Origin of the sequence: Mesorhizobium sp. Root102 (assembly GCF_001425625.1) — a bacterium.
In the GTDB taxonomy this organism is placed as follows: domain Bacteria; phylum Pseudomonadota; class Alphaproteobacteria; order Rhizobiales; family Rhizobiaceae; genus Mesorhizobium.
Window position 1 is genome coordinate 1 of record NZ_LMCP01000029.1, and the last position, 20802, is coordinate 20802.

Here is a 20802-nt window from a genome sequence, read left to right on the forward strand (position 1 = left end):
TGGGCCGGTGCCCGGCGCATGGTCGGCAATGCCTGAATTGCCGTGTTTTTTCAGGGCCGTTGGACTGATGAAGACATGCGCACCTGGTGCGTCCTCCTGCGTCATATAACGGAGGAACTCTGGAAAGGGCTCCTTTAGCGTGAGTAGGATCGTAAATGGCGCCAAGACTTCCAGGGACTTCAATGCTTCAAGTCCAATTCGGTTGTAATCCGCCGCCACAGCCGAATATTGAGGCGTCTCAGGATTCCACATACGGTCTATGTTGAACCGAACGGCCTCCGCATCGAACCGGGTTCCATCGTGGAACCGCACGTTCTCCCGCAAGCGAAACAAATACTGCAGCCCGTCGCCCGAGATCTCGACCGAAGTGGCAAGCGCAGGGATAAGCCGCGTCGGACTGGCTGCTTCATCCTCCAGATCGTCCTCATACAGGCTCTCGAACATCTGCTGGACAACTCTGCCAGTATTCCAACCGCCAAACGAGGCGGGCGGATCGATCGCGTCCACCTCCCAGTCAAGGGCGACGCGAAGAACAGACTCGGAGGTGCTTTCAGATGCCATCATGTATCTCCTTCAGGTTTCCCTCGAAATCGTCATCCCTTCCGTGATCAGTCGCGAGGAAGTGGTCAGCGATCCGTGTCATCGATACGCGCTGTTCCAAGAGACCAGCGTCGGATCTGTTGATATGCTTGCTCTTTTCGAAACGATCGCTCCGTAGGGAGGTGTTGAACCGCGTTGTTCACCACCGATGCTACGCAGAGTCTCGTCAAGTTTCGCAACCTTGCCGTTCTGCCGGCGCTCGACCGCAATTAGCGCGAATTGGCGACGAAGTCTCAAGTCCCGAAAGGATGAGTTAGATTTCCCTAGGACTGCCTGCGCATCATTCTCGGATCAGCGCATCGCCGGACATCGAGCAGTCTTTCGCCCTCGCCCCGTTCGAAGTCGTTTTTCGGATGATCAGAGGCATATATGGGCCGCGATCTTTTCGTGCGTATCCGGGTCCCGTGTGTTTCCGGATCCCGATATTTCGCCCTTATCCAGGAGGACATATCTATCGGAAACGGCGCGGGTGAACGGAATGTTCTGTTCAACCAGCAGAACGCCGAGGTCCGAGCGATCCCTCTCCGTCTTGATGATTTTCACCAGGTTGGAGATGATCGAAGGCTGCATGCCTTCGGTTATCTCATCGATCAGGAGCATCTTGGCTCCGACGGAGAGGGAGCGTGCCATCAGGAGCATCTTCTGTTCGCCGCCACTGAGCGTGCCGGCTTTTTGCTGCAACCGTTGGAGGAGAAACGGGAAGCAACGGCCAATTGCCGCCTTTGCCTCGTTCCAGCTTGCCGAGCCACGCAACGCCAAGCGAATGTTTTCCTCGACCGTAAGGTCCTGAAACAACGCCTTCTCCTGCGGCACATAGGCCACGCCGAGCCGGGCAATCTGATGGGGGTGGCTGTCGGTTATGGCATGCTGTGCCATCGAGACAGAGCCTGAAAACTTCGGCAAATACCCCATGATGGACTTGAGAAGCGTACTCTTTCCCATGCCGTTCTTACCGACCACGGTGACGATTTCGCCGCGAGCGATCTTCAAGTCCAGGTTCCTTATTACGGTTGCCTGTCCATATCCGCTGCTGAGACCATTCACAGCGAGCACTACTTCCGTCATAATCCAATCCTCCTCAGTGCCCGGACCCCGCATAGACTGATTTGACGAGTTCGGAATTCACGACCTCATCGACCGAGCCGTTTAGAACAATGCGACCTTGATGCAGAACGATCACCCGCGAAGAAATCTCGCGGACGAACTCCAGATCGTGCTCCACGAGCAGAATGCAGAGTTGCTCCGTTTTGGCGAGTTCCGTCAGGATCGTTCCGATGAGCGTGCGCTCGGCTTTGGTGAGACCGGCCGTAGGCTCATCCAGGAGGATCACCTTGGGCTCGAGCGCCAGCACCATTGCCAATTCGAGCGCCTGCTTCTTTCCGTGCGATAGCACTTGTGCAGGCAAATTCAGATCGCTGTGCAGACCCGTGGCCCTGACGACGCGCATGGCGGAAGGCGGCAGGCTGCAAACACCGGATTTTTGCCATTTCGACAAAGGATCCAGGCGCGCCCGGGCTATCTGGAGGCACTCGCCGACTGTCAAGCTGTCGAAGACGTTGGCCATCTGGAACTTGCGGCCGACACCAAGACGCACGCACTCTTCAGGCGTACGATGAGCGATGTCGTGGCCACCGATTGAAATCGTGCCGCCGCTACGCTTTGAGCCGTCGGCGATGCAGGTCATCAGGGTCGTCTTTCCCGCACCGTTGGGTCCCACGAGACTGACGATCTCGCCATAGGTGGCTTCGAAGTCGATGCCCGACAGGACCTCCAGGCTGCCGAACCGCTTCTCGACCCCACTTACGACAAGCGCCGGTCCACGGGATTCAACCCCAATGATGTTGCGACCGCTCCTACTCGCCTGGCGCAGTTGGAGCTGAGAGTGTTGCTGCGGCTGGGCTATGCCGATGCGATCGCGAAACCAGTCGGCGGCATTCGACACCAACGGTAGGATACCGCGCGGAAGGGCCACGATGACCGAAACAAAGACTATTCCGATGACAAGCTTCCACACGAAGGGAAAGTCGCCCTGCAGCTGCGCACTGGCATAGTCGATGATGATCGTTCCGATCACGGGCCCGAACAGCGTGCCACGCCCGCCCAATGCGACCCAAATCAGAAGCTCGGTTCCGAACGTGAAGCCGGCGATTTCAGGGGCAACCACCATCGTGTAGTTGGCGTACATCCAGCCCGCGATCGCGCCGATTGCGGCACAGATCAGAAAGATCGCCGCCTTGATGTTGGAGGTGTTCAAGCCAAGATACTTGCACCGTTGCTCGTTTTCTCGGATCGCGATCAGAAGCCGTCCGGCGTCGCTGCGCGTGTACATCCAGGCCGCTGCCGTCAGCAGAACCAGCCAGACCCCGACGGCCCAGAACCACGCCTCAGAGCTGAGCGGGATAGTCTCGAAGCCGGTCAGGCCGCTGCTGGAGCCGGTGTAGGTTCCGCCGGAAAACAGCAGCTGCGTAACTATGATCGGCAGGACCAGGGTGATCACCGACGCATAGAGCGCCGACGCGCCATGCCAGAAGGCCAGGAATGCCACCAACCCGGCGAGAGCGACCGCGACCGCGATACCAATTAGGAGGGCGGCGAACGCATATTCAGCCGAAAAGCCGCCGTAGGTGAAGACCAATGCTGTCGCATAGGCGCCGGCCGCAAAGAATGCCGACTGACCGAAGGTCAAAACTCCAAGATAACCCCATAGGATGTCGACTGTCAGCGCGATTGTTGCATAGATCATCGACCTCACGAGCACGTTTACCGAATACGCGTCCATGAAAAGTGGCGCAACACCAACGCCGATCAGAACGATCGAGGCGACGATCACCATCCTCGTCAGCGGGCCGAAATGCGGTCGTGGAAGGGAAGTGCTTGCCACTTCCTTTACGTTTGCCTCACTCATAAGAAAACCCCTGTGGACGGATGCGGAGTATGACAGCGGCTAGAGCGGCAATCGTCATGCCGCCGAGCACCGAACCGAAATAATTGCTCACAACTACTTGGGCGCCGCCCAGCACGATGCTTGCGACAGCCAGGCTATAGAGCGAGGAACCCGATACGAGCACGAGCATGAAGGCGCTGATCAGCCAGGCGATGCCCATGTTCGGATCGACGCTGGACAGGGGCGTTATCAGAGCTCCCGCCACCGCCGCCAGCCCGGAGCCAAGGGTGAACGTGACGGAGCGGACAAGTCCGCTGTTGATACCGAGCCCGCGTGCGAGGTCCTCATTCATGATCACCGCGCGTGTGGATAGGCCTAGCGAGGTACCCCGGAGTGCCAGCGTCAAGCCGACGCCGAGCAGCAGCGCAAAGGCGATCAGGATCAGCCTATAGGTCGAATACGGCTCCCCAAGGATGCTGATTACGCCTCTGATCGGAGGTTCGGCGAAATGAACGCCGCGATCAAAAACCAACGTGATGATCTGCCCGATGATGATGCTCAGGCCCCAAGTCGCCAGAATTGCATCGAGGGGACGATTGTAAAGCGAGCGTACGACGACACGCTCCATGCTGAGTCCGACAATTCCACCGAAGATCGCAGCCAAGGGAATACCGATCCAGGGACTTAGCCCCATCGCGGTGGCCATGACGGCAGCGTAACCGCCGAGCGTCATCAATCCCCCATGCGCGAAGTTTATCAGCTTCATAACGCCAAATACAAGAAGCAATCCTGAAGACACGATGTATAAGATTGCTGCAGTTGTTATAAGATCAAGTAGCACCGGAACCATCTAAGTCTCCGCGATTTTCCCTGTGGCGTGCTGTATCGATCTCTCGGGCGATCGATGACGAAAGGCGTTTCGTCCATGACCGCGTCTGGCGGATCAACACTGCATCGCCACTATTGGTTGGTGAGCAACGTCAGGCGGCAAAAAGCGCCGCCTGTTCTGATCACAGATTGGGGCACTGCTCCCCCGGATCCACGTTGGGGTGGGACTTGATGATCGTGGTGTCGCCCTGAGCATTGACCTGCGCGAGATACATGGTCAGCGGAGCATGGCGCTGCTTCGACATTTGTACGAGACCTCTAGGGCCATCGAAAGTTACTTCGCTCAGAGCCTTTACGACAGCGTCCGTGTCCGTGGTGCCAGCTTTTGCTGCAGCTAGCGCGTAGAGATGAATGGCGTCATATTGCGGGACCGAAAGTTCATTTGGCGTTTTTGTCTCTGTGCCGAATTTATCATTCAACGCTTTTAAGAACCCCGCGTTTTTCTCAGAATTGATGCTGGTGTAATACGAGCCGCCGAGATAAATTCCTTCCGCATCAGGCCCTAAGGTCTTTGCAGTACCTTCATCGAGTGCGTAGCTGCCATACTTGGCGGTGAGGCCGGCCGCCCTCAACTGCTTTGTGAACGTGACATTGGGCGCACCGGCCGCAGTGGAAGTTATGATTACATCCGGATTCGCCTGGCGGATCTTGCTAACGATCGCCGTCCAATCACTCGCGTCGATCGGATTATATTCTTCTCCGAGGATCGTCCCACCTTTCTCTGTGACATACTTGTTGGTATCGCCAAGAAGACCCCGGCCGAACGCGTAGTCGTTTCCAACAAGGAAAAATGTTTTCGCGCCTTGGTCCTTCATAAAGTAGTCAACCATGAGGGACACCACTTGCTGCGGCACCCAGCCGTCGATGTGCTGATACTTGTTACAGGAACGTCCTTCATAGAAGGACGTATAAATGTACGGAATCTTTCCTCTAGTGATGATCGGCAGGCCCGCGTTTCTGGCAGCGCTTGGCTCCGATGAAATTATTGCGTCGACTTCCTTTTGATACACGAGAGAGTCGTACGCCTTCTGAGCTCCTGCAGCACTGGATGCACTGTCAGCAAGTTCGATGACAAGCTTTCTGCTCAACACCCCCCCTGCATCATTGATTTCAGAGACTGCAAGTTCCATCGCCTGGACAACCGCCGGAGCCGTGATGCTGTTTGCACCGCTCAATCCGAGTGGAAAACCCAGCACGATCGGTTTGTCTTCCGCAACTGCGCTTCCGGCCCATAAGGCAGTTACGGCAAGCAACACCGAAATCTTTTGCATCGACATTTTCATTTGCGTTCCCCTTTGTGATTTCTTTGCCCACTCAAAGTGTCAAATGACAACGTTCCCGCAGAGCAAACGGCAGCCGTCAGCCTGAGATGATGTCGACAAATTTGAGTATGGAGGTTGACCAACAATACCGGGCCAGGAATCTATCCTGAGCGTGGCACGTGGTTTGAGGGTGGCTATCCCGCCACCCATGCAGTGATGGCACATATACAAAACGGTGTCAATATCGGGATTGGGTGAGTCGGTTCATTCTCACGGTGACCGATCGGAAACCACTGGCGGCCCTGGCATACCTCAGGGCGCGCCCGCGCCGCGGCGACGCTGCGGTTGAACGAAGCGCCTGGCGCGGAAGATGGTGCGCCGGTTTGCAGGTGAGGCTCTGTTTTGAAGGATTGCGTCTGTTGAGGCGAAATCTTGAGAACGGGAGCAATGAGATGGGCCGATATGAGCCCGCTTCGCCGTCGCTCGATCCGATGGACTCTGTGGACAGCCGCTGACGCGCCTGGCCGCAGGGGCCTACCGGAGGACAGAAACTAAGCGGACATGTGATGTGCTACCAAAACCGGACAACTTGATTAGCTATCGACACATTTTGGCCGCTCTCCGGACCGGCTTGGCCTTCAGGATCTCCGTGCGTTCCAGGTGAATCTGGTCTGGATCGGGATCTGACCGGCGTTGAATCAGACGGCGTGTGCGCTGCGGTTTTCTACGACGTGACGTTGAGCCATGCGACGAGACCCGAAGCTCGGCTTACCGCTTGTCGCCTGAGAAACGCCACCTGGGACGCAGGCCTTGTACGCTTAATGGTTCCCATCGGTGAGAAACAGCGCAACCGCCATTGCCCGATTGCGGACGTCGAGCTTATCGTACAAATTTTTCAGGTGGTACTTGACCGTGTTCTCCGAAATGCCAGTCCTGGCGGCAATCTGTTGATTGGTCCAGCCATTGGTGAGTACAGTGAGCAATTCCAGTTCGCGCGTCGTTAGGCATGACAACGGCGTTTCGTTGATTTTGGAAACATCCATGAAAGGTATGCAGATGCGGCCGTTTGCGACCGCGGCAACCGTGTCGAACAGAATGCCGGGATCGTCGAATTGATAGCAGAAGCCGTGGGCACCGAGGCGTACACACTGCTTGAGAATGCTTATGTTGTGATCATTGCAGAAGATGACCACGCGCGTCGCGAACTGCAGACGCCGAAGTTCGATCAGTAGTTCGCCAGCGTTCATGTCTGATAGCTTCCAGCCGACGATTGCGATGTCAAAGGCCGTCTGCGTCTCCTCAACTGCTTTCATAAACGCCTTGCCGCTCTGGACGCCGGCCGCGAAGTCGAAACGTTCGTCCCGGCTGATGATATCGCGCAACGCCGAGATCACTAGCTGATTGCGCTCGGCAATGAGCAGCCTTTTCGGCCATGTCGACTTTTTGACGCCGCCGCCGTGCATCGATCAACTGCAAGCTTCGAGAGAAAACGCCCGGCCGGCCGCACGGAAGGGCGCGGTCAAAGTATTGGCCATCAGCAGTGCAATCGTCATCGGCCCTACTTCGCCGGGGACGGATGTTATGGCGCCTGCCTTTGTGGCGGCTTCCTCAAAAGCCACGTCCCCGACCAGGCAGGCCTTGCCGTTGCTGCCGCCGGAAATACGGTTGATGCCGACGTCGATCACGGTCGCCCCGGGCTTGACCCAGTCCGCCTTGATCATTTCAGGTTTACCAACAGCCGCAACAAGGATCTCGGCGCTTCGACACAGCTCCGGGAGGTTCTTGGTGCGGCTGTGGGCGATGGTCACGGTGGCGTTGGCGTGCAGCAGGAGATTGGCTATCGGCTTGCCGACAATGTTGGAGCGTCCGACCACTACAGCGTTGAAGCCCGACAGATCACGGCCGTGCACGCGCTCGATCAGAATCATCGAGCCGGCCGGCGTGCATGGCACGAAGGCGGTGTCGATTTGACCCGTGCCGAGCTTGCCGACATTGATGAAGGGGAACCCGTCGACATCCTTCTCCGGCGCGATCGTCTGGATGATGCGACCGAAATCGATACGGTCCGGCAGGGGTAACTGTACCAGGATCCCATGGATCCCAAGATCAGCATTGAGCTTTTCGACTAGCGCGACCAACTCTTCCTCGGTCGTGTGCGTCGGCAGCGCATGCTCGGTCGAATGGAACCCGCACTCCTCGGCTTTCTTGCCTTCGGGCGCGACATAGATCTGACTGGCCGGATCTTGGCCTACTATGACCACAGCGATACCCGAAACCACACCGGTTTCCCTGGTCAGCTGCTGGGCGACCACTTTGAGCTTTGCAAGCACATCCGCTGCAACCGCAGTGCCGTCGATTATCTTTGACATATGCAAACTCCTTCGGCCTGCCCTGCTCAGCTAAGGCCTTCGATGTCGCCGTTGTCGTTGAGGTAGATGTTTTCCGAGGATGGCTTCGAGGGCAGGCCGGGCATGGTCATGACCTCACCGCAGATGATGACGACGAAGCCCGCACCGGCCGAAAGCCTGACCTCGCGCACCGGCACCGTGTGGCCGGTCGGCGCGCCGCGCAGGTTCGGGTCGGTCGAGAACGAGTACTGCGTCTTGGCCATGCACACCGGCAGGTGGCCGTATCCCGCGTCTTCCCAGGCCTTGAGCTGGTCGCGCACCGACTTGTCGGCGATCGCTTCCGAGCCGCGATAGATGCGCTGGACGATGGTGTTGATCTTCTCGAAAAGCGGCATGGCATCGGGATAGAGCGGCGCGAACTGCGAAGCACCGGATTCGGCCAGTGCCACCACCTTGTTGGCGAGATCCTCGATGCCGGCCGAGCCGTGCGCCCAGTGCTTGCACAGGATCGCCTCTTCGCCCATCGAGGCGACATAGTCCTTCATCGCCTGGATTTCGGCGTCGGTGTCGGAGTAGAAGTGGTTGATGGCAACCACCGCCGGCACGCCGAACTGGCGGATATTCTCGATGTGGCGGCCGAGGTTGGCGCAGCCCTTCTTCACCGCCTCGACGTTCTCCTTGCCGAGGTCTTCCTTCTTGACGCCGCCATTCATTTTCATGGCGCGCACGGTGGCGACGATAACCGCCGCCGCCGGCTTCAAGCCCGCCTTGCGGCACTTGATGTCGAAGAACTTTTCAGCACCCAGGTCGGCGCCGAAGCCGGCTTCGGTGACGACGTAGTCGGCGAGCTTGAGTGCCGTCGTGGTGGCGACGACCGAGTTGCAGCCATGCGCGATGTTGGCGAACGGGCCGCCATGCACGAAGGCCGGGTTGTTCTCCAGCGTCTGCACCAGATTCGGCTGCATGGCGTCCTTGAGTAGAACGGCCATGGCGCCGTCGGCCTTGAGGTCGCGGGCATAGACCGGCGACTTGTCGCGGCGATAGGCGACGATGATGTCGCCGAGACGCTTTTCCAGGTCCTTCAGGTCGGTCGACAGGCACAGGATGGCCATCACTTCCGAGGCGACGGTGATGTCGAAGCCGCCCTCACGCGGGAAACCGTTGGCGACGCCGCCGAGCGAGCAGGTGATCTCGCGCAGCGCGCGGTCGTTCATGTCCATGACGCGGCGCCACACCACGCGGCGGGTGTCGATGCCGAGCTCGTTGCCCCAGTAGATGTGGTTGTCGATCAGTGCCGACAAAAGATTGTGCGCCGTGGTGATGGCGTGGAAGTCGCCGGTGAAGTGGAGGTTCATGTCCTCCATCGGCACGACCTGCGCGTAGCCGCCGCCGGCGGCACCGCCCTTCATGCCGAAATTCGGTCCAAGCGAGGCCTCGCGAATGCAGACGATCGCCTTCTTGCCGATGCGGTTCAGGCCGTCGCCGAGACCGACCGTGGTCGTGGTCTTGCCTTCGCCGGCCGGCGTCGGGTTGATGGCGGTGACAAGGATCAGCTTGCCGTCCTTGTTGCCCTTCACCGACTTGATGAATTCAGCCGAGATCTTCGCCTTGTCGTGGCCGTAAGGCAAAAGGTGCTCGCTCGGAATGCCGATCTTCTGGCCGATTTCCTGGATCTGCTTCTTTCTGGCGCTGCGCGCGATCTCGATGTCGGACTTTATTTCGGCCATGTTTCCCTCCGGAACGGTGTTCGATCCCGGCAGCGCCGGATCGAGATGGGTTCAAAGACGTGGCGACCGCTGACCTGCCGCGCGGAAGACGGAGGCCAGCCTATCGCCATCAAAAGCGTGATCGTAATGGGCCAGACGCAGCCATGCACAAGCGTCAGCCAGGCTTTTGCCAAGCGATTCGGCCTGCTTTGACGAAGCACATTTGCGGCCGATATCCCTCGGCACGCGGTTGAGATCAGACGAGGCCGGCCGAAATGCCCAGCCCCACACCGGCGACGATCCCACCTGTCAGTCTGACAAGCGGCGAGCCGCCAATTGCTACGGTGTCCGCGCCAGGCGCCATCCCTGCGGCGTTGAGCGATGCCGTCGTGAGCACGAAACGCAGCGCGGAGCTGCCGCTGCCATCAACGTGCATTTCGGCCACGGCAGGAGTCAGCTGAAACCACCTCCAAATAGATGTTCTACTGGACGATGACCCGGACATAGTCCTAGCCGCAAAGCGGATGAGAGAGAACGGGAGCAAGCCCATCTTCGCGGCCGGTTCCGGGATGAAGCTGAGCCGCTGCGGTTGCAAGCGAGAATGCCGTCATCAGAAGCGATCTAGTCATAGGGCTTCTCCAGTTGGTCGGAAACTATGCCGGCTGAAAGCTTCCCCGGCTGACGTGGAAGCTTTCAAAGCCTAGATCAGGCAAAGCTCTTAGTGCGGGTGTCGCCGGGATCATACAGCGGCATCACTGATAACTTAGCATCCGCTCGTTTGGCATTCTTCAGCACGACCGCAACGTCCAGGCTCGGAACGGCGTGCGCGGGATTGACATAAGCCATAGCGGTTCCGCGCTTTCTGGTCGGCGAAAAGGATCCGCTGGTGACAGTTCCGATCTCGAGGTCGCCGACAACTATCTTGTCGCCGGTTTCAGCCACGTCACCGGACGGAATGTCGAGCCACACCATCCGGCGGGTTACCCCTTCGCGGACAATTCGCTGCAAGGCCGCCTTGCCTATGAAATCCTCTTTTCCAAACTTCACTGCAAAGCCGATGCCGGCTTCGAAGGGATTGGTGCGACGATCATGGTCCTTGCCGACCAAAAGATATCCGGCTTCCTGACGGAGGCTCTCCAGAGCGGCCTGGCCACATGGAACAATGTCGTAGGCCTTGCCAGCCTTCATCACCAGGTTCCAAACGGTCGGCCCTTCACTCGACGCGAAATGCAGTTCGAAACCGGCTTCACCCGTGTAGCCCATGCGCGCAATGATGCATTCGATGCCAGAAATCTTTGCCGGTCTGAAGCGGTAGTAGCCTATGGTCGACAGATCGATGTCTATCAGAGGCTGCAGCACGCGATTCGCCTTCGGCCCCTGTAGCGCAAGCGTTGTATGCTCGTCGGTCACGTTGGTGGTGGTCACGTCGTACGAGTTCGCCTGCTTGCAAATCCAGGCGTAGTCGTCTTCCGAACCGCTGATGATCATGTACTTGCTTTTGTCCAGGCACCAGATCGTGCAGTCGTCGATCATCTGACCGTCTTCGTCACACATCGCGGTGTATTGCACGGAGCCGATCGTCTTCTTGGAATAGTCGTTCGTCGCGAGCATCTGGATCAACCGAAGCGCATCCGGCCCTTCGATCACGAATTCGCCCATATAATCCAGATCACAAAGTGAAACGCTCTCGCGAGTAGCCGAGTGTTCGCGGGAATGTCCGACGCTGTACTCCCAGGGCAGGAAGTAGCCGAATGCCTCGATCATTTTGGCCCCATACTCAAGACCGCTTTCGTAAAACGGAGTCTTCTTCATCGCTAGCTTCTCCTCGCCAGTGCGCAAAAACAAAAAAAGCCCCCGACGGCGCCATCGCGCCAGTCGGGGGCTTCAAATACCCCAATTCCGATGCAGCTAGCCCGCTGCATCCCCTTTCTTATTTTCTTCTCCCGGTTTCTGTCAAGACTTATTGTGACGCGAGGTAACCCCGGCAGAACAGCCCTTGTTGCGCTATAGCCGCGACAAATAGATTTCCGCACGGAACTCTAACGGGTGGCTATGCGCGATTCGCCACTAATCGGGTTCGGATCCCGAGGTCAGGGACACGCCCTCCTCGCAATCTTAGCCAATCGAAGGCACGCCGGAAGCTGCGGACACCTCGGCATCCTCGCGTTTCAACACAGCACTTATCTGATGGCAGTTAATCAGGGTCTTCCTCAATTTGTATGGTCATCGAGGACATGAGTCGGCAGCGAGGAGATCGGCGCCGGCTGGTCTGTACATGATCGTTTGAGGGCCGTGAGGCGGTTGATCTGCCCTTCATTTAGCCATTCCTCCAAGGGAAGCGTCGTCTCAAGTGAGACGCTCGACTGGGAGACGTTGCCATTCGCGGCATCCATCTGGCTTAGCCATGCCCATAAGGCTCCGCTGCGCCTCAATCGGTGCTATATTTTCGTAGCTGGCTTGGGGGCAACTTGAATTGATCGCGGAAGCACTTTGAGAAATGCGACGAGGAGATGAACCCGCAGGCGACCGCTACGTCCATTACGGGCATAGCCGTCAGTTCGATCAGTTGCCGCGCTTTCAATAACCGAAGCGAGAGATAATACCGCCGCGGCGTCATCGAAAGATGCTGAACGAACAGGCGTTCCATTTGGCGACGCGACACTGACCCGCGTCGCGCGACCTCTTCGAGCGGCATCGGATCATCAACATGCGTTTCCATGATATGGATGACGGGCAACAGCTTTTTGCCGGCATTTGCATAACGCAAGCCGGGCGGTGCTGATTGGAAGCTGGCGCCGTCACGCGAGCGGTCAGCTATTACATGCTGGCAGATATTGCGCACCAGCTCAGCACCGGACCTCTCTTCGACGAGGACCATAGCGAGATCGAAAGCCGAATGCCCACCGGCACAAGTAACGATATGTCCGTCGCGGACGAACAGCGCGTCGTCGACAGCGAGGCCGTTGAAGGTTTCTGACAAGGCTGCCTTCGTGTCCCAATGAACAGTGCATCTGACTTCGCTCAGCACTCCAGCGTCGGCAAGAAGCCAAGTCGCGGTGCCAAGAGCGTAAATTGGAACGTGGCTGCGAACGCAACGTCGTAAGAACGCGCGTAGGTTATCAGTGGTGTGATGCTTCACTCCATCTCCCGCGAATATCATCAAAGTGCGGCGCCGCTCGAGCAACAAGGATTTTTGGTGCTCGTCGAAGCTGCCGGCTACTTCAACCGATATGCCGCTGGCGCTCTCGACAGATTCACCGTCAAGGCTCACTACCTGCCAACGGAATAGGGTCCTGCTAGAAAGCGAGTTGGCAAGCCGCAGCGGGTCAATCAGCGACGACAAGCACAGTTGCGAGAAGCCCGGAAACAGCAACACGATAAAGCTGATCGATTCGTGCTCTCCAGGGTGCGACGCCAGCTCACCGACGGTAAGGTTCGCCTCGGTCCGGCAGCCTCCAACCTTAAAGGTTGCGGGCTTGTCAGGTGCATTCATGTGGCTATCTCCATATCCGATGTCGAAGCCGCCTTCAGAGATGATTGCCCGCAGAGATGTTCCGTGGCCAGACATTTTGCGACCCTTCCTGGTTGAGCCGCTGCCGGAACGCCGAGATGCTCCATGAAGACTAAGAGTTTTGTGCGGTTGCTCGATCGAGATGTTGCTAGACGGTTACCTAAGAGTCGACTAACCTGCATCTGAAATAGGCTGGACGACGACGCCTTCATCGCCGCGTCGAGGTCGGCGTCAGAAGATGATCTTGGCCGATTTGCGCCGCGGGCGGAGCAGACGGCGGCCTCGACGTCTTCGACGTCGGTCTCGGCCGCAAGTACGATGAGGGGCTTGAGCGTCTCGAAGTTACGGTCCGAAAGAGGAGCAACCCGACTCCCGCCGATCAGGGGATCCTGTTTTTCGCTCGCTGACACGTCGTTCATGTTGCTTCTCCGATGCCGTCAGCCCCGGCGAGAGCTGCTTTCGTCCAGGGTTAAGCGCAGAAATCGGAGCGTCAACATCTTCGATTGCTCGACGGATTGCCCGTTGTGGTGGCGCTGCCGTCAAAAACCTGATCCATCTTGCCTTCTTAGAGTCGGGAGAAAAAGGGTGCACTGCCAAAACCTCGGATAAGCTTAGCCTATCGCATCAGCACGATTTGGATGTCGGCAACATTCGTGCCGGTGGCGCCAGTGATCAGCAGATCACCCGAACAGGCGAGTGCGTGGTAGGAATCGTTGTTCTCAAGGCTGCAGACCGGATCATGGCCCAGTTGTCGCATCCAGTCCGGTGAACCCGCGTCGACAATGCCGCCTGCAGCGTCTGTGGGACCGTCGAGACCGTCGGTTCCACCGCTGAGAAACACCCACTGTCTGTCGATAGGTTTAAGTTCGTTCAGCAGGGCGAAGCACATGGCCAGTTCCTGGTTCCGCCCGCCCTTGCCGTTGCCTTTCACCTTGACCGTCGTTTCGCCGCCGCAGACCACGGCGACCGGCCCATTGCGTTCCGCGGCAATGCGCGCAATGCGATGAAGCTCCGCAGCAGCGTCGAGCACATTGCCCTCAAGCCAATCGCTCGCGTGGAAAACCGAACCGAATTTGGCTTCGGCCTTGCCAATCACCGCTCGCACGCTGATCGCATTGCTTCCGATGACGATGTTCTCGACATTGTCGAAGTCAATGGCGGTCGCATCAGGACTGGCTCCCATCTGCTCAAGCCGGCGCTTGAGGGCGTCCGGCAGGTTCTGCCACAGCCCGTATTTGTCGAGCACCTCAAGCGCCCGGGACGCGGAGTTGCGCGGCCAGGCAGTCGGGCCGCTGGCAATCGTGGCGATATCGTCGCCAGGAACATCGGACAGGATGAGCGACAGCACCCGGGCCTTCCCGGCAAGGCGGGCCATCTGACCACCCTTGAGACGGGAGAAAATCGGCCTGACGGCGTTGATCTCGCTGATATCCGCCCCGCAGCGGATCAGCGCATTATTAAGGGCGATCTTGTCGGCGAGCTCCACGCCGGCTGGCGGCGCGCATAGCAGGGCCGAACCACCGCCGCTAACCAGCACGAGAACCAGATCGTCGTCTTGCGCGCGCGAGACCGCGTCTTCGATTGCGGCCGCGCCGGCAATGCTGCCTTCGTCGGGAATCGGGTGTCCGCCTGCGATCACCTCGACGCCATCGATCGGTTCCAAATTCTCGTGGTTGGTCAGCGCAATAGCTGTCAGCAGCCTGCCCCGAACAAAAGGCATGGCGGCCTGTGCCATCGGACAAGCCGCCTTGCCGAACGCGACCAGAACGATCCGCGACGCTTGCTCGATCATCGCCCTGCGTTTGACGAGTGCAGCCGCCACCGCCTGCTCGGGATTGGCCGCGGCCACGCCCTCGCGAAAAAGCGCCACCGCTTCCTGCCGCAGAGACTTGAGCAGGCTGGCGGATTGGGTGATCATTTTCAGGCTACCTTATCCGGCGTAGGACGGCCTTCGAAAAAGGCGATTAGGTTCTCCACCGCCTTCATCCCCATCGCAACGCGTGTTTCTTCGGTCGCCGAGCCGAGATGCGGAAGCAGCACCACGTTTTCCAACCGCATCAGCCGTTCGGGAACCAAAGGCTCTTCGGCGAAGACGTCCAGTCCCGCGCCCGCAATGGAGCGGTTTTCGAGCGCGTCGATGAGCGCACCCTGATCGACCACGTCGCCACGCGCCGTATTGATCAGGAACGCGCTGCGCTTCATTGCGCCGATGCGCCTGGCGTCGATCAGGTGGCGATTTTCAGCTCCGCCGGGGCAATGCAGCGATACGAAGTCCGATTCCGCCAGTATGCCCTCGATGGTCGGCAATTGGGTTGCTCCCATCGCCCGGACCTCGTCGTCATCGACCGGTGAGCGGTTGAAGAAGACGATCTTCATGTCGAAGCCGAAATGGGCGCGTTTGGCCACTGCCTTGCCTATGCGGCCCATGCCGATGATGCCCAGCGTCTTTCCGGAAAGTCTGGTTCCAATCAGGTGGGTCGGGCACCATCCTGCCCATTGTCCGGCCCGCAATTGCCGCTCGCCCTCGCCCGTGCGTCGTGCGACGGCAAGCAGTAGGCTCATGGCAATATCGGCCGTACAGTCGGTCAACACGCCCGGTGTGTTGGTCACGGCGATGCCACGTCGCCGAGTGGCTTCCAAGTCGATGTGGCTGAAGCCCACGCCGAAATTGGCGATCAGCTTGGTGCGCGCGTCCTCATTGGGAAAGACCGAGGCGGGAAGCTTGTCGCTAACAGTGGGCAAGACGGCGTCGAAATTCAGGAACGCTGCCTTGAGTTGCGTTTGTGTCAACGGGATGTCGCCGGCGTTCAAAGTGGTGTCGAACCGCTCCGCAAGGATTCGCTCGACGACGGCCGGCCAACGCCGGGTCACAATTATGCGCGGCTTCATGAGATTCCCTGCTGATTGAAGGCGGGTCAGCGGCCAGCGCTGATCCTGATTGGGCGGAAGCCGGGGATTACGCCGCTTTCTTGTGTTCGGCGAGCACACCGGCGACCGTCGGTCCGAATGCGGCCGGCGTCGGCACGATGACAACGCCGGCTTCGCGCAGGATTTCGACCTTCTCCTGGGCCGACTCGCCAAAGGCAGAGATGATCGCGCCGGCATGGCCCATCCGCTTGCCCTTCGGCGCCGAGAGACCGGCAATGTAGGCGATCAGCGGCTTCTTCATGTTCCACTTGGCCCACTCGGCCGCTTCAGCTTCCTGCGGTCCGCCGATTTCGCCGATCATCACCACCGCATCGGTGTCTTCGTCCCCCTCGAATAGTTCCAGCATGTCCTTGAAGGACGACCCGTTGATCGGATCGCCGCCGATGCCAACGCTGGTCGACACGCCGATGCCGAGCGCTTTCATCTGCGAGGCAGCCTCATAGCCAAGCGTGCCAGAACGTCCGACGATGCCGACCCGGCCGGGCAGATAGATGTTGCCCGGCATGATGCCCATCAACGCCTGCCCCGGCGTGATGATGCCCGCACAGTTCGGCCCGATCAACTTCATGCGGTCTTCGAAGCGATAGCGCCGCATGTAGCGCTTAACGTGCATCATGTCCTGCGAGGGAATGCCGTCGGTAATGCAGACGCAGAACTTGATGCCGGCATCCGCTGCCTCCATGATCGAGTCGGCGGCGAAGGGTGGCGGCACGAAGACGATGCTCGCATCCGCCCCGGTTTCGCGCACCGCGCCCTTCATGGTGTTGAAGACCGGAACGCCGAGGTGGGTCTGTCCGCCCTTGCCCGGGGTGACACCTCCAACCACCTTGGTGCCGTAGCGTTTCATCTCCTCGGCATGGAAGCTGCCGATCTTGCCGGTAAAGCCCTGCACGAGGACACGGGTGTTCCGATTGAGCAGAATTGCCATATTTTCCTCCCGTCAGCCTGCTTTTTTCATAGTAACCGCTTGCCACGCAGCAACCGCCTTTTCGGCGGCCTCGGCCAGCGTGTCTGTGACGATCACGTCCTCACCGGATTCGGCGAGGATGCGTTTGCCTTCTTCGACATTGGTGCCGGCCAGCCGCACCACGAGCGGAACGTTGACGCCGACCTCACGGATCGCCTTGATGACGCCTTCGGCCACCCAGTCACAGCGGTTGATGCCGGCGAAGATGTTGACGAGGATGGTCTCGACATTCTTGTCGCCCAAAACCGCGCGGAACGATTTCGCAACCCGCTCGGGCGAGGCGCCGCCACCGATGTCCAGGAAGTTGGCGGGTTCGCCTCCGGCAATCTTGATCATGTCCATCGTTGCCATGGCCAGCCCGGCGCCGTTGATGATGCATCCGATGTTGCCGTCGAGGCCGACATAGGACAGGCCGCGGTCGCTGGCGAAGGTTTCGCGCGGATCCTCCTGCGACTTGTCGCGCAATTCGGAGATTTCCGGGCGGCGGAACAGCGCGTTCTCGTCGAACGACATCTTGGCGTCCAGAGCCATCAGATTGCCGTCACGCGTAACAACGAGTGGATTAATCTCGAGCATCGAGGCGTCATAGTCGCGAAACACGCGGTAGCAACCAAGCAGCGTTTCGGTCGCCTTGCCAATCAGGTTGCTCTCGAGACCAAGCCCGAAGGCGATCTCGCGCGCCTGATACTGCTGCATGCCCGCGCCAGGGTCGACGGTCGCGCGAATGATTGAATCAGGCTGCTTTTCCGCGATCTCTTCGATCTCCATGCCGCCTGAGGCAGAGGCGACGATCATCACCCGCTCGGCCTTACGGTCGAGGACAAAGGCGAGATAGATTTCCTGGCGGATGTCGACGGTCTCTTCGATATAGAGCCGCGACACCAGCTTGCCGCGCGGCCCGGTCTGATGCGTCACCAGCTTTCTGCCCAGCATTGCCTCAGCCGCATTGCACACTTCCTGGTCGGACTTACAGATGCGGATGCCGCCAGCCTTGCCGCGCGCACCGGAATGGATCTGCGCCTTGACCACCCATTTGCCGCCGCCGATCTCGCTGGCACGGTATGTCGCCTGCTCGGGGCTATAGGCCAGACCGCCGCGGGGAATGTGGACGAAATGGCGCGAGAGAAGTTCCTTCGCCTGATATTCGTGAATGTCCATGTCGAGTTCCTCTTCAGACGTGTGCGGCAGTGCGCGGCTGAGCCGACCGCTCGATGGCCTCGTGCGTCACCAGGACGTTGCGCGCCATGCGTTCCGACGCGGCGTCGATCATCTTGCCGTCCAGCGCCGCGGCGCCCTTGCCCTGCTCTTCCGCTTCCTTGAGCACCTCGATGATCCGGCGGGCGCGGGCGACTTCCTTCTCGGGCGGCGAGAACACATCGTTGGCAAGCTCGATCTGGGAGGGATGGATCGCCCACTTGCCTTCGATGCCCAGGGCTGCGGCGCGCCGGGCGGCCGCCATGTAGCCGTCGGGATCGGAGAAATCACCGAACGGACCGTCGATGGCGCGCAAACCATAGGCCCGGCAGGCAACCGTCATGCGCGACAAGGCCGCGTGCCACTGGTCGCCGGGGTAATCGGGGTTCAGCCCGCCGATGTTGACGGTCCGTGCCTTGCAGCTTGCGGCATAGTCGGCGACGCCGAAATGCATTGCCTCCAGTCGTCCCGGAAAAGCAGCGATCGCCTCGACATTGGCCATGCCGAGCGCCGTCTCGATCAATGCCTCAAGACCGACACGCGTCCGAAAGCTTTTGGCCATCTCGATTTGGTTGACCATGGCCTCGACCATGTACAGATCGGCCGGGACGCCGACTTTCGGTATCAGGATCGTGTCCAAGCGGTCGCCGGCCTGTTCCATCACGTCCACCACGTCACGATACATATAATGCGTGTCGAGGCCGTTGATGCGCACCGAAACGGTCTTGCCCTTGGCGCGCCAGTCGATGTCGTTCAGTGCCTGGATTATATTCTTGCGCGCCCTCTCCTTGTCGGGTGGGGCGACCGCATCCTCGATATCGAGAAAGACGAAGTCGGCGGCGCTGTTGGCTGCCTTGTCGATCATCTCAGGATTCGATCCTGGAACCGCGAGCTCGCTGCGCTGGAGACGCAACTTGCGAAGGTGGTTGATGGTGTGGCTCATGATCTTTCCTCCCGATTGACTGGTCATGCCGCCTTGGCGAGCGTGGTTTTGTTCGAAAGACAGAAATGCTCGATCGCCGCGCCGACACCTGATCCGGCAGCGATCTTCACGCCGCAGTCGAGCAACGCCATTTCGGCAGCTGAGAGTGCCCCGCACACCATCACGTCGTTCAGCCAGCCGAGATGGCCGATGCGGAAGACCTTTCCGGCGACCTTGCTGAGGCCGACGCCAAGTGAGGTGTTGTAGGCTTGGTGAGCCCGCCGAACGACCTCCGCGCTGTCGATGCCGTCAGGGACCAGGACAGCGCTGACCGTGTCTGATTGCCACTTCTGCTCTTTCGCGCAGAGGCGGAGTCCCCAGGCATCGACCGCCCTGCGCACGCCGCCGGCAAGCCGGTGATGGCGGGCAAAGATGTTTTCGAGGCCCTCCTCGGCGATCAGGTCGAGCGAGGCGCGCAGGCCGCGCAGCAACTGGGTTGCCGGCGTGTAAGGGAAGTAGCCGGTGTCATTGGCCTTGATCATGTCGTCGAAGGAGAAATAACAGCGATGGTGCTTTGCGGTCTTGGCCACCGCAAGCGCCTTCTGGCTAACGGACAGGAAGCCCAGTCCGGCGGGAAGCATGAAGCCTTTCTGCGAACCGCTGACAGCGCAGTCGACGCCCCATTCCTCCTGCCGGAAATCGATCGAGCCGATCGACGAGACGCCATCGACAAACAGCAGTGCGGGGTGACCGGCGGCGTCCAGCGCGGCGCGGACGGCGGCGACATCGCTGGTGACGCCGGTAGCGGTCTCGTTGTGCGTGCAGAACACTGCCTTGATCTGGTGCGTCTTATCGGCCTGCAGCCGCTCGGCGTATATCTCAACCGGCACGCCGGTTCCCCATTCGCAATCGATGGCGTCAACCTGCATGCCGAAGCGTTCGGCCATGTCGATCCACAGATGCGAGAACTGGCCGAAGCGAGACATCAATACCTTGTCGCCCGGGCTGAGCACGTTGGTCATCGCCGATTCCCAGCCGCCGGTTCCCGACGAGGGGAAGATGAACACACGGCCCGTCTCGTTCTTGAAGACCTTCTTCACGTCATCGAACAGCGGCAGGGTGAATGCAGGGAAGCTCGGCGAGCGCATGTCCTCCATGGAGACGTTCATCGCCTGCCGGACCGATTCCGGAACATTGGTCGGCCCCGGTACGAAAAGGTGATTGTATCCAGCCATGACTTCTTCTCCTCAGTTCGACGCAAGGGACCGGGTCAGGACCATGTCTGATCAGGACCGTTGTCTAATTTCCCATGAGGATACCTTCTCAAAGAGACCGGAAAAACACCTGTCCGGATAGGAAATGTCATCGCTCGGCATCGGAAAAACCCCAGAGTGAGGAGGCAGGAAAAAACCGAACGGATAGGCTGGACCTACCCGTCGGAAGGCTTGCGCGCGGGCGTCGCCGATGTCGGCCGTGGCGATGTCAAAACCATGACTGTGCCGATTGGAGGCAATTGGGATACCTCGGCCAATGCATTAATGGCGTTGCCCCTATGGATCTCCGGCTACAGCCGATCCCATCGCAACCGCATC

At 59.3% G+C, this 20802-nt stretch carries 18 protein-coding genes; all 18 read right to left on the bottom strand.

Features of this window, described 5'->3' with window-relative positions; all coding sequences use genetic code 11:
- Nucleotides 1-561 (bottom strand): ABC transporter substrate-binding protein (locus ASD12_RS21485; RefSeq protein ID WP_244482932.1); only part of this gene is annotated, 561 nt, incomplete at its 3' end.
- Nucleotides 562-957: 396 nt separating this feature from the next.
- On the bottom strand, nt 958-1590 hold the full coding sequence (locus tag ASD12_RS21490; protein WP_244482933.1) for an ATP-binding cassette domain-containing protein: 633 nt from the start codon (nt 1588-1590) through the stop codon (nt 958-960).
- 88 nt (nt 1591-1678) lie between these two features.
- Nucleotides 1679-3505, bottom strand: a complete 1827-nt coding sequence (locus ASD12_RS21495) for an ATP-binding cassette domain-containing protein (RefSeq protein ID WP_082525594.1) — start codon at nt 3503-3505, stop codon at nt 1679-1681.
- Nucleotides 3498-4334, bottom strand: coding sequence for a branched-chain amino acid ABC transporter permease (locus ASD12_RS21500; protein WP_056590762.1), 837 nt, complete (start codon nt 4332-4334; stop codon nt 3498-3500). Before ASD12_RS21500 ends, ASD12_RS21495 begins: the two co-directional genes overlap by 8 nt.
- A gap of 160 nt (nt 4335-4494) precedes the next feature.
- Nucleotides 4495-5649 (bottom strand): substrate-binding protein, encoded by a 1155-nt coding sequence (locus ASD12_RS21505; RefSeq protein WP_200953715.1) that lies wholly within the window; start codon nt 5647-5649, stop codon nt 4495-4497.
- Nucleotides 5650-6452: 803 nt separating this feature from the next.
- Entirely contained in the window at nt 6453-7097 is a 645-nt protein-coding gene (locus ASD12_RS21510; RefSeq protein WP_056590768.1) for a response regulator transcription factor, read from the bottom strand.
- Nucleotides 7098-7100: 3 nt separating this feature from the next.
- The gene (gene folD / locus ASD12_RS21515) at nt 7101-8003 is read right to left on the bottom strand and encodes a bifunctional methylenetetrahydrofolate dehydrogenase/methenyltetrahydrofolate cyclohydrolase FolD (protein WP_056570586.1); all 903 of its coding nucleotides are present in this window, start codon (nt 8001-8003) and stop codon (nt 7101-7103) included.
- A gap of 26 nt (nt 8004-8029) precedes the next feature.
- Nucleotides 8030-9709, bottom strand: a complete 1680-nt coding sequence (locus ASD12_RS21520; protein ID WP_056570584.1) for a formate--tetrahydrofolate ligase — start codon at nt 9707-9709, stop codon at nt 8030-8032.
- 235 nt (nt 9710-9944) lie between these two features.
- A complete protein-coding gene (locus ASD12_RS21525) occupies nt 9945-10133 on the bottom strand; it encodes a hypothetical protein (protein WP_056570582.1) in 189 nt (62 codons plus the stop codon).
- 260 nt (nt 10134-10393) lie between these two features.
- On the bottom strand, nt 10394-11500 hold the full coding sequence (gcvT, locus tag ASD12_RS21530) for a glycine cleavage system aminomethyltransferase GcvT (protein ID WP_056590773.1): 1107 nt from the start codon (nt 11498-11500) through the stop codon (nt 10394-10396).
- A 616-nt stretch (nt 11501-12116) separates the two neighbouring features.
- Nucleotides 12117-13181, bottom strand: coding sequence for a GlxA family transcriptional regulator (locus ASD12_RS21535; RefSeq protein WP_056570578.1), 1065 nt, complete (start codon nt 13179-13181; stop codon nt 12117-12119).
- Entirely contained in the window at nt 13178-13618 is a 441-nt protein-coding gene (locus tag ASD12_RS34650; RefSeq protein ID WP_056570576.1) for a hypothetical protein, read from the bottom strand. The genes ASD12_RS21535 and ASD12_RS34650 overlap by 4 nt, the downstream gene beginning before the upstream one ends.
- Before the next feature lie 197 nt (nt 13619-13815).
- Entirely contained in the window at nt 13816-15117 is a 1302-nt protein-coding gene (locus tag ASD12_RS21545; RefSeq protein ID WP_082525596.1) for a DUF4147 domain-containing protein, read from the bottom strand.
- Between the two features lie 2 nt (nt 15118-15119).
- On the bottom strand, nt 15120-16088 hold the full coding sequence (locus ASD12_RS21550) for a D-glycerate dehydrogenase (protein ID WP_056590779.1): 969 nt from the start codon (nt 16086-16088) through the stop codon (nt 15120-15122).
- A 67-nt stretch (nt 16089-16155) separates the two neighbouring features.
- Entirely contained in the window at nt 16156-17055 is a 900-nt protein-coding gene (gene sucD / locus ASD12_RS21555) for a succinate--CoA ligase subunit alpha (protein ID WP_056570495.1), read from the bottom strand.
- A gap of 12 nt (nt 17056-17067) precedes the next feature.
- Nucleotides 17068-18252, bottom strand: coding sequence for a malate--CoA ligase subunit beta (locus ASD12_RS21560; RefSeq protein WP_056590781.1), 1185 nt, complete (start codon nt 18250-18252; stop codon nt 17068-17070).
- A gap of 13 nt (nt 18253-18265) precedes the next feature.
- Nucleotides 18266-19231 (bottom strand): CoA ester lyase, encoded by a 966-nt coding sequence (locus ASD12_RS21565; protein ID WP_056570499.1) that lies wholly within the window; start codon nt 19229-19231, stop codon nt 18266-18268.
- Nucleotides 19232-19254: 23 nt separating this feature from the next.
- Nucleotides 19255-20445, bottom strand: coding sequence for an aminotransferase class V-fold PLP-dependent enzyme (locus ASD12_RS21570; RefSeq protein WP_056590784.1), 1191 nt, complete (start codon nt 20443-20445; stop codon nt 19255-19257).
- Nucleotides 20446-20802: the final 357 nt, after the last annotated feature.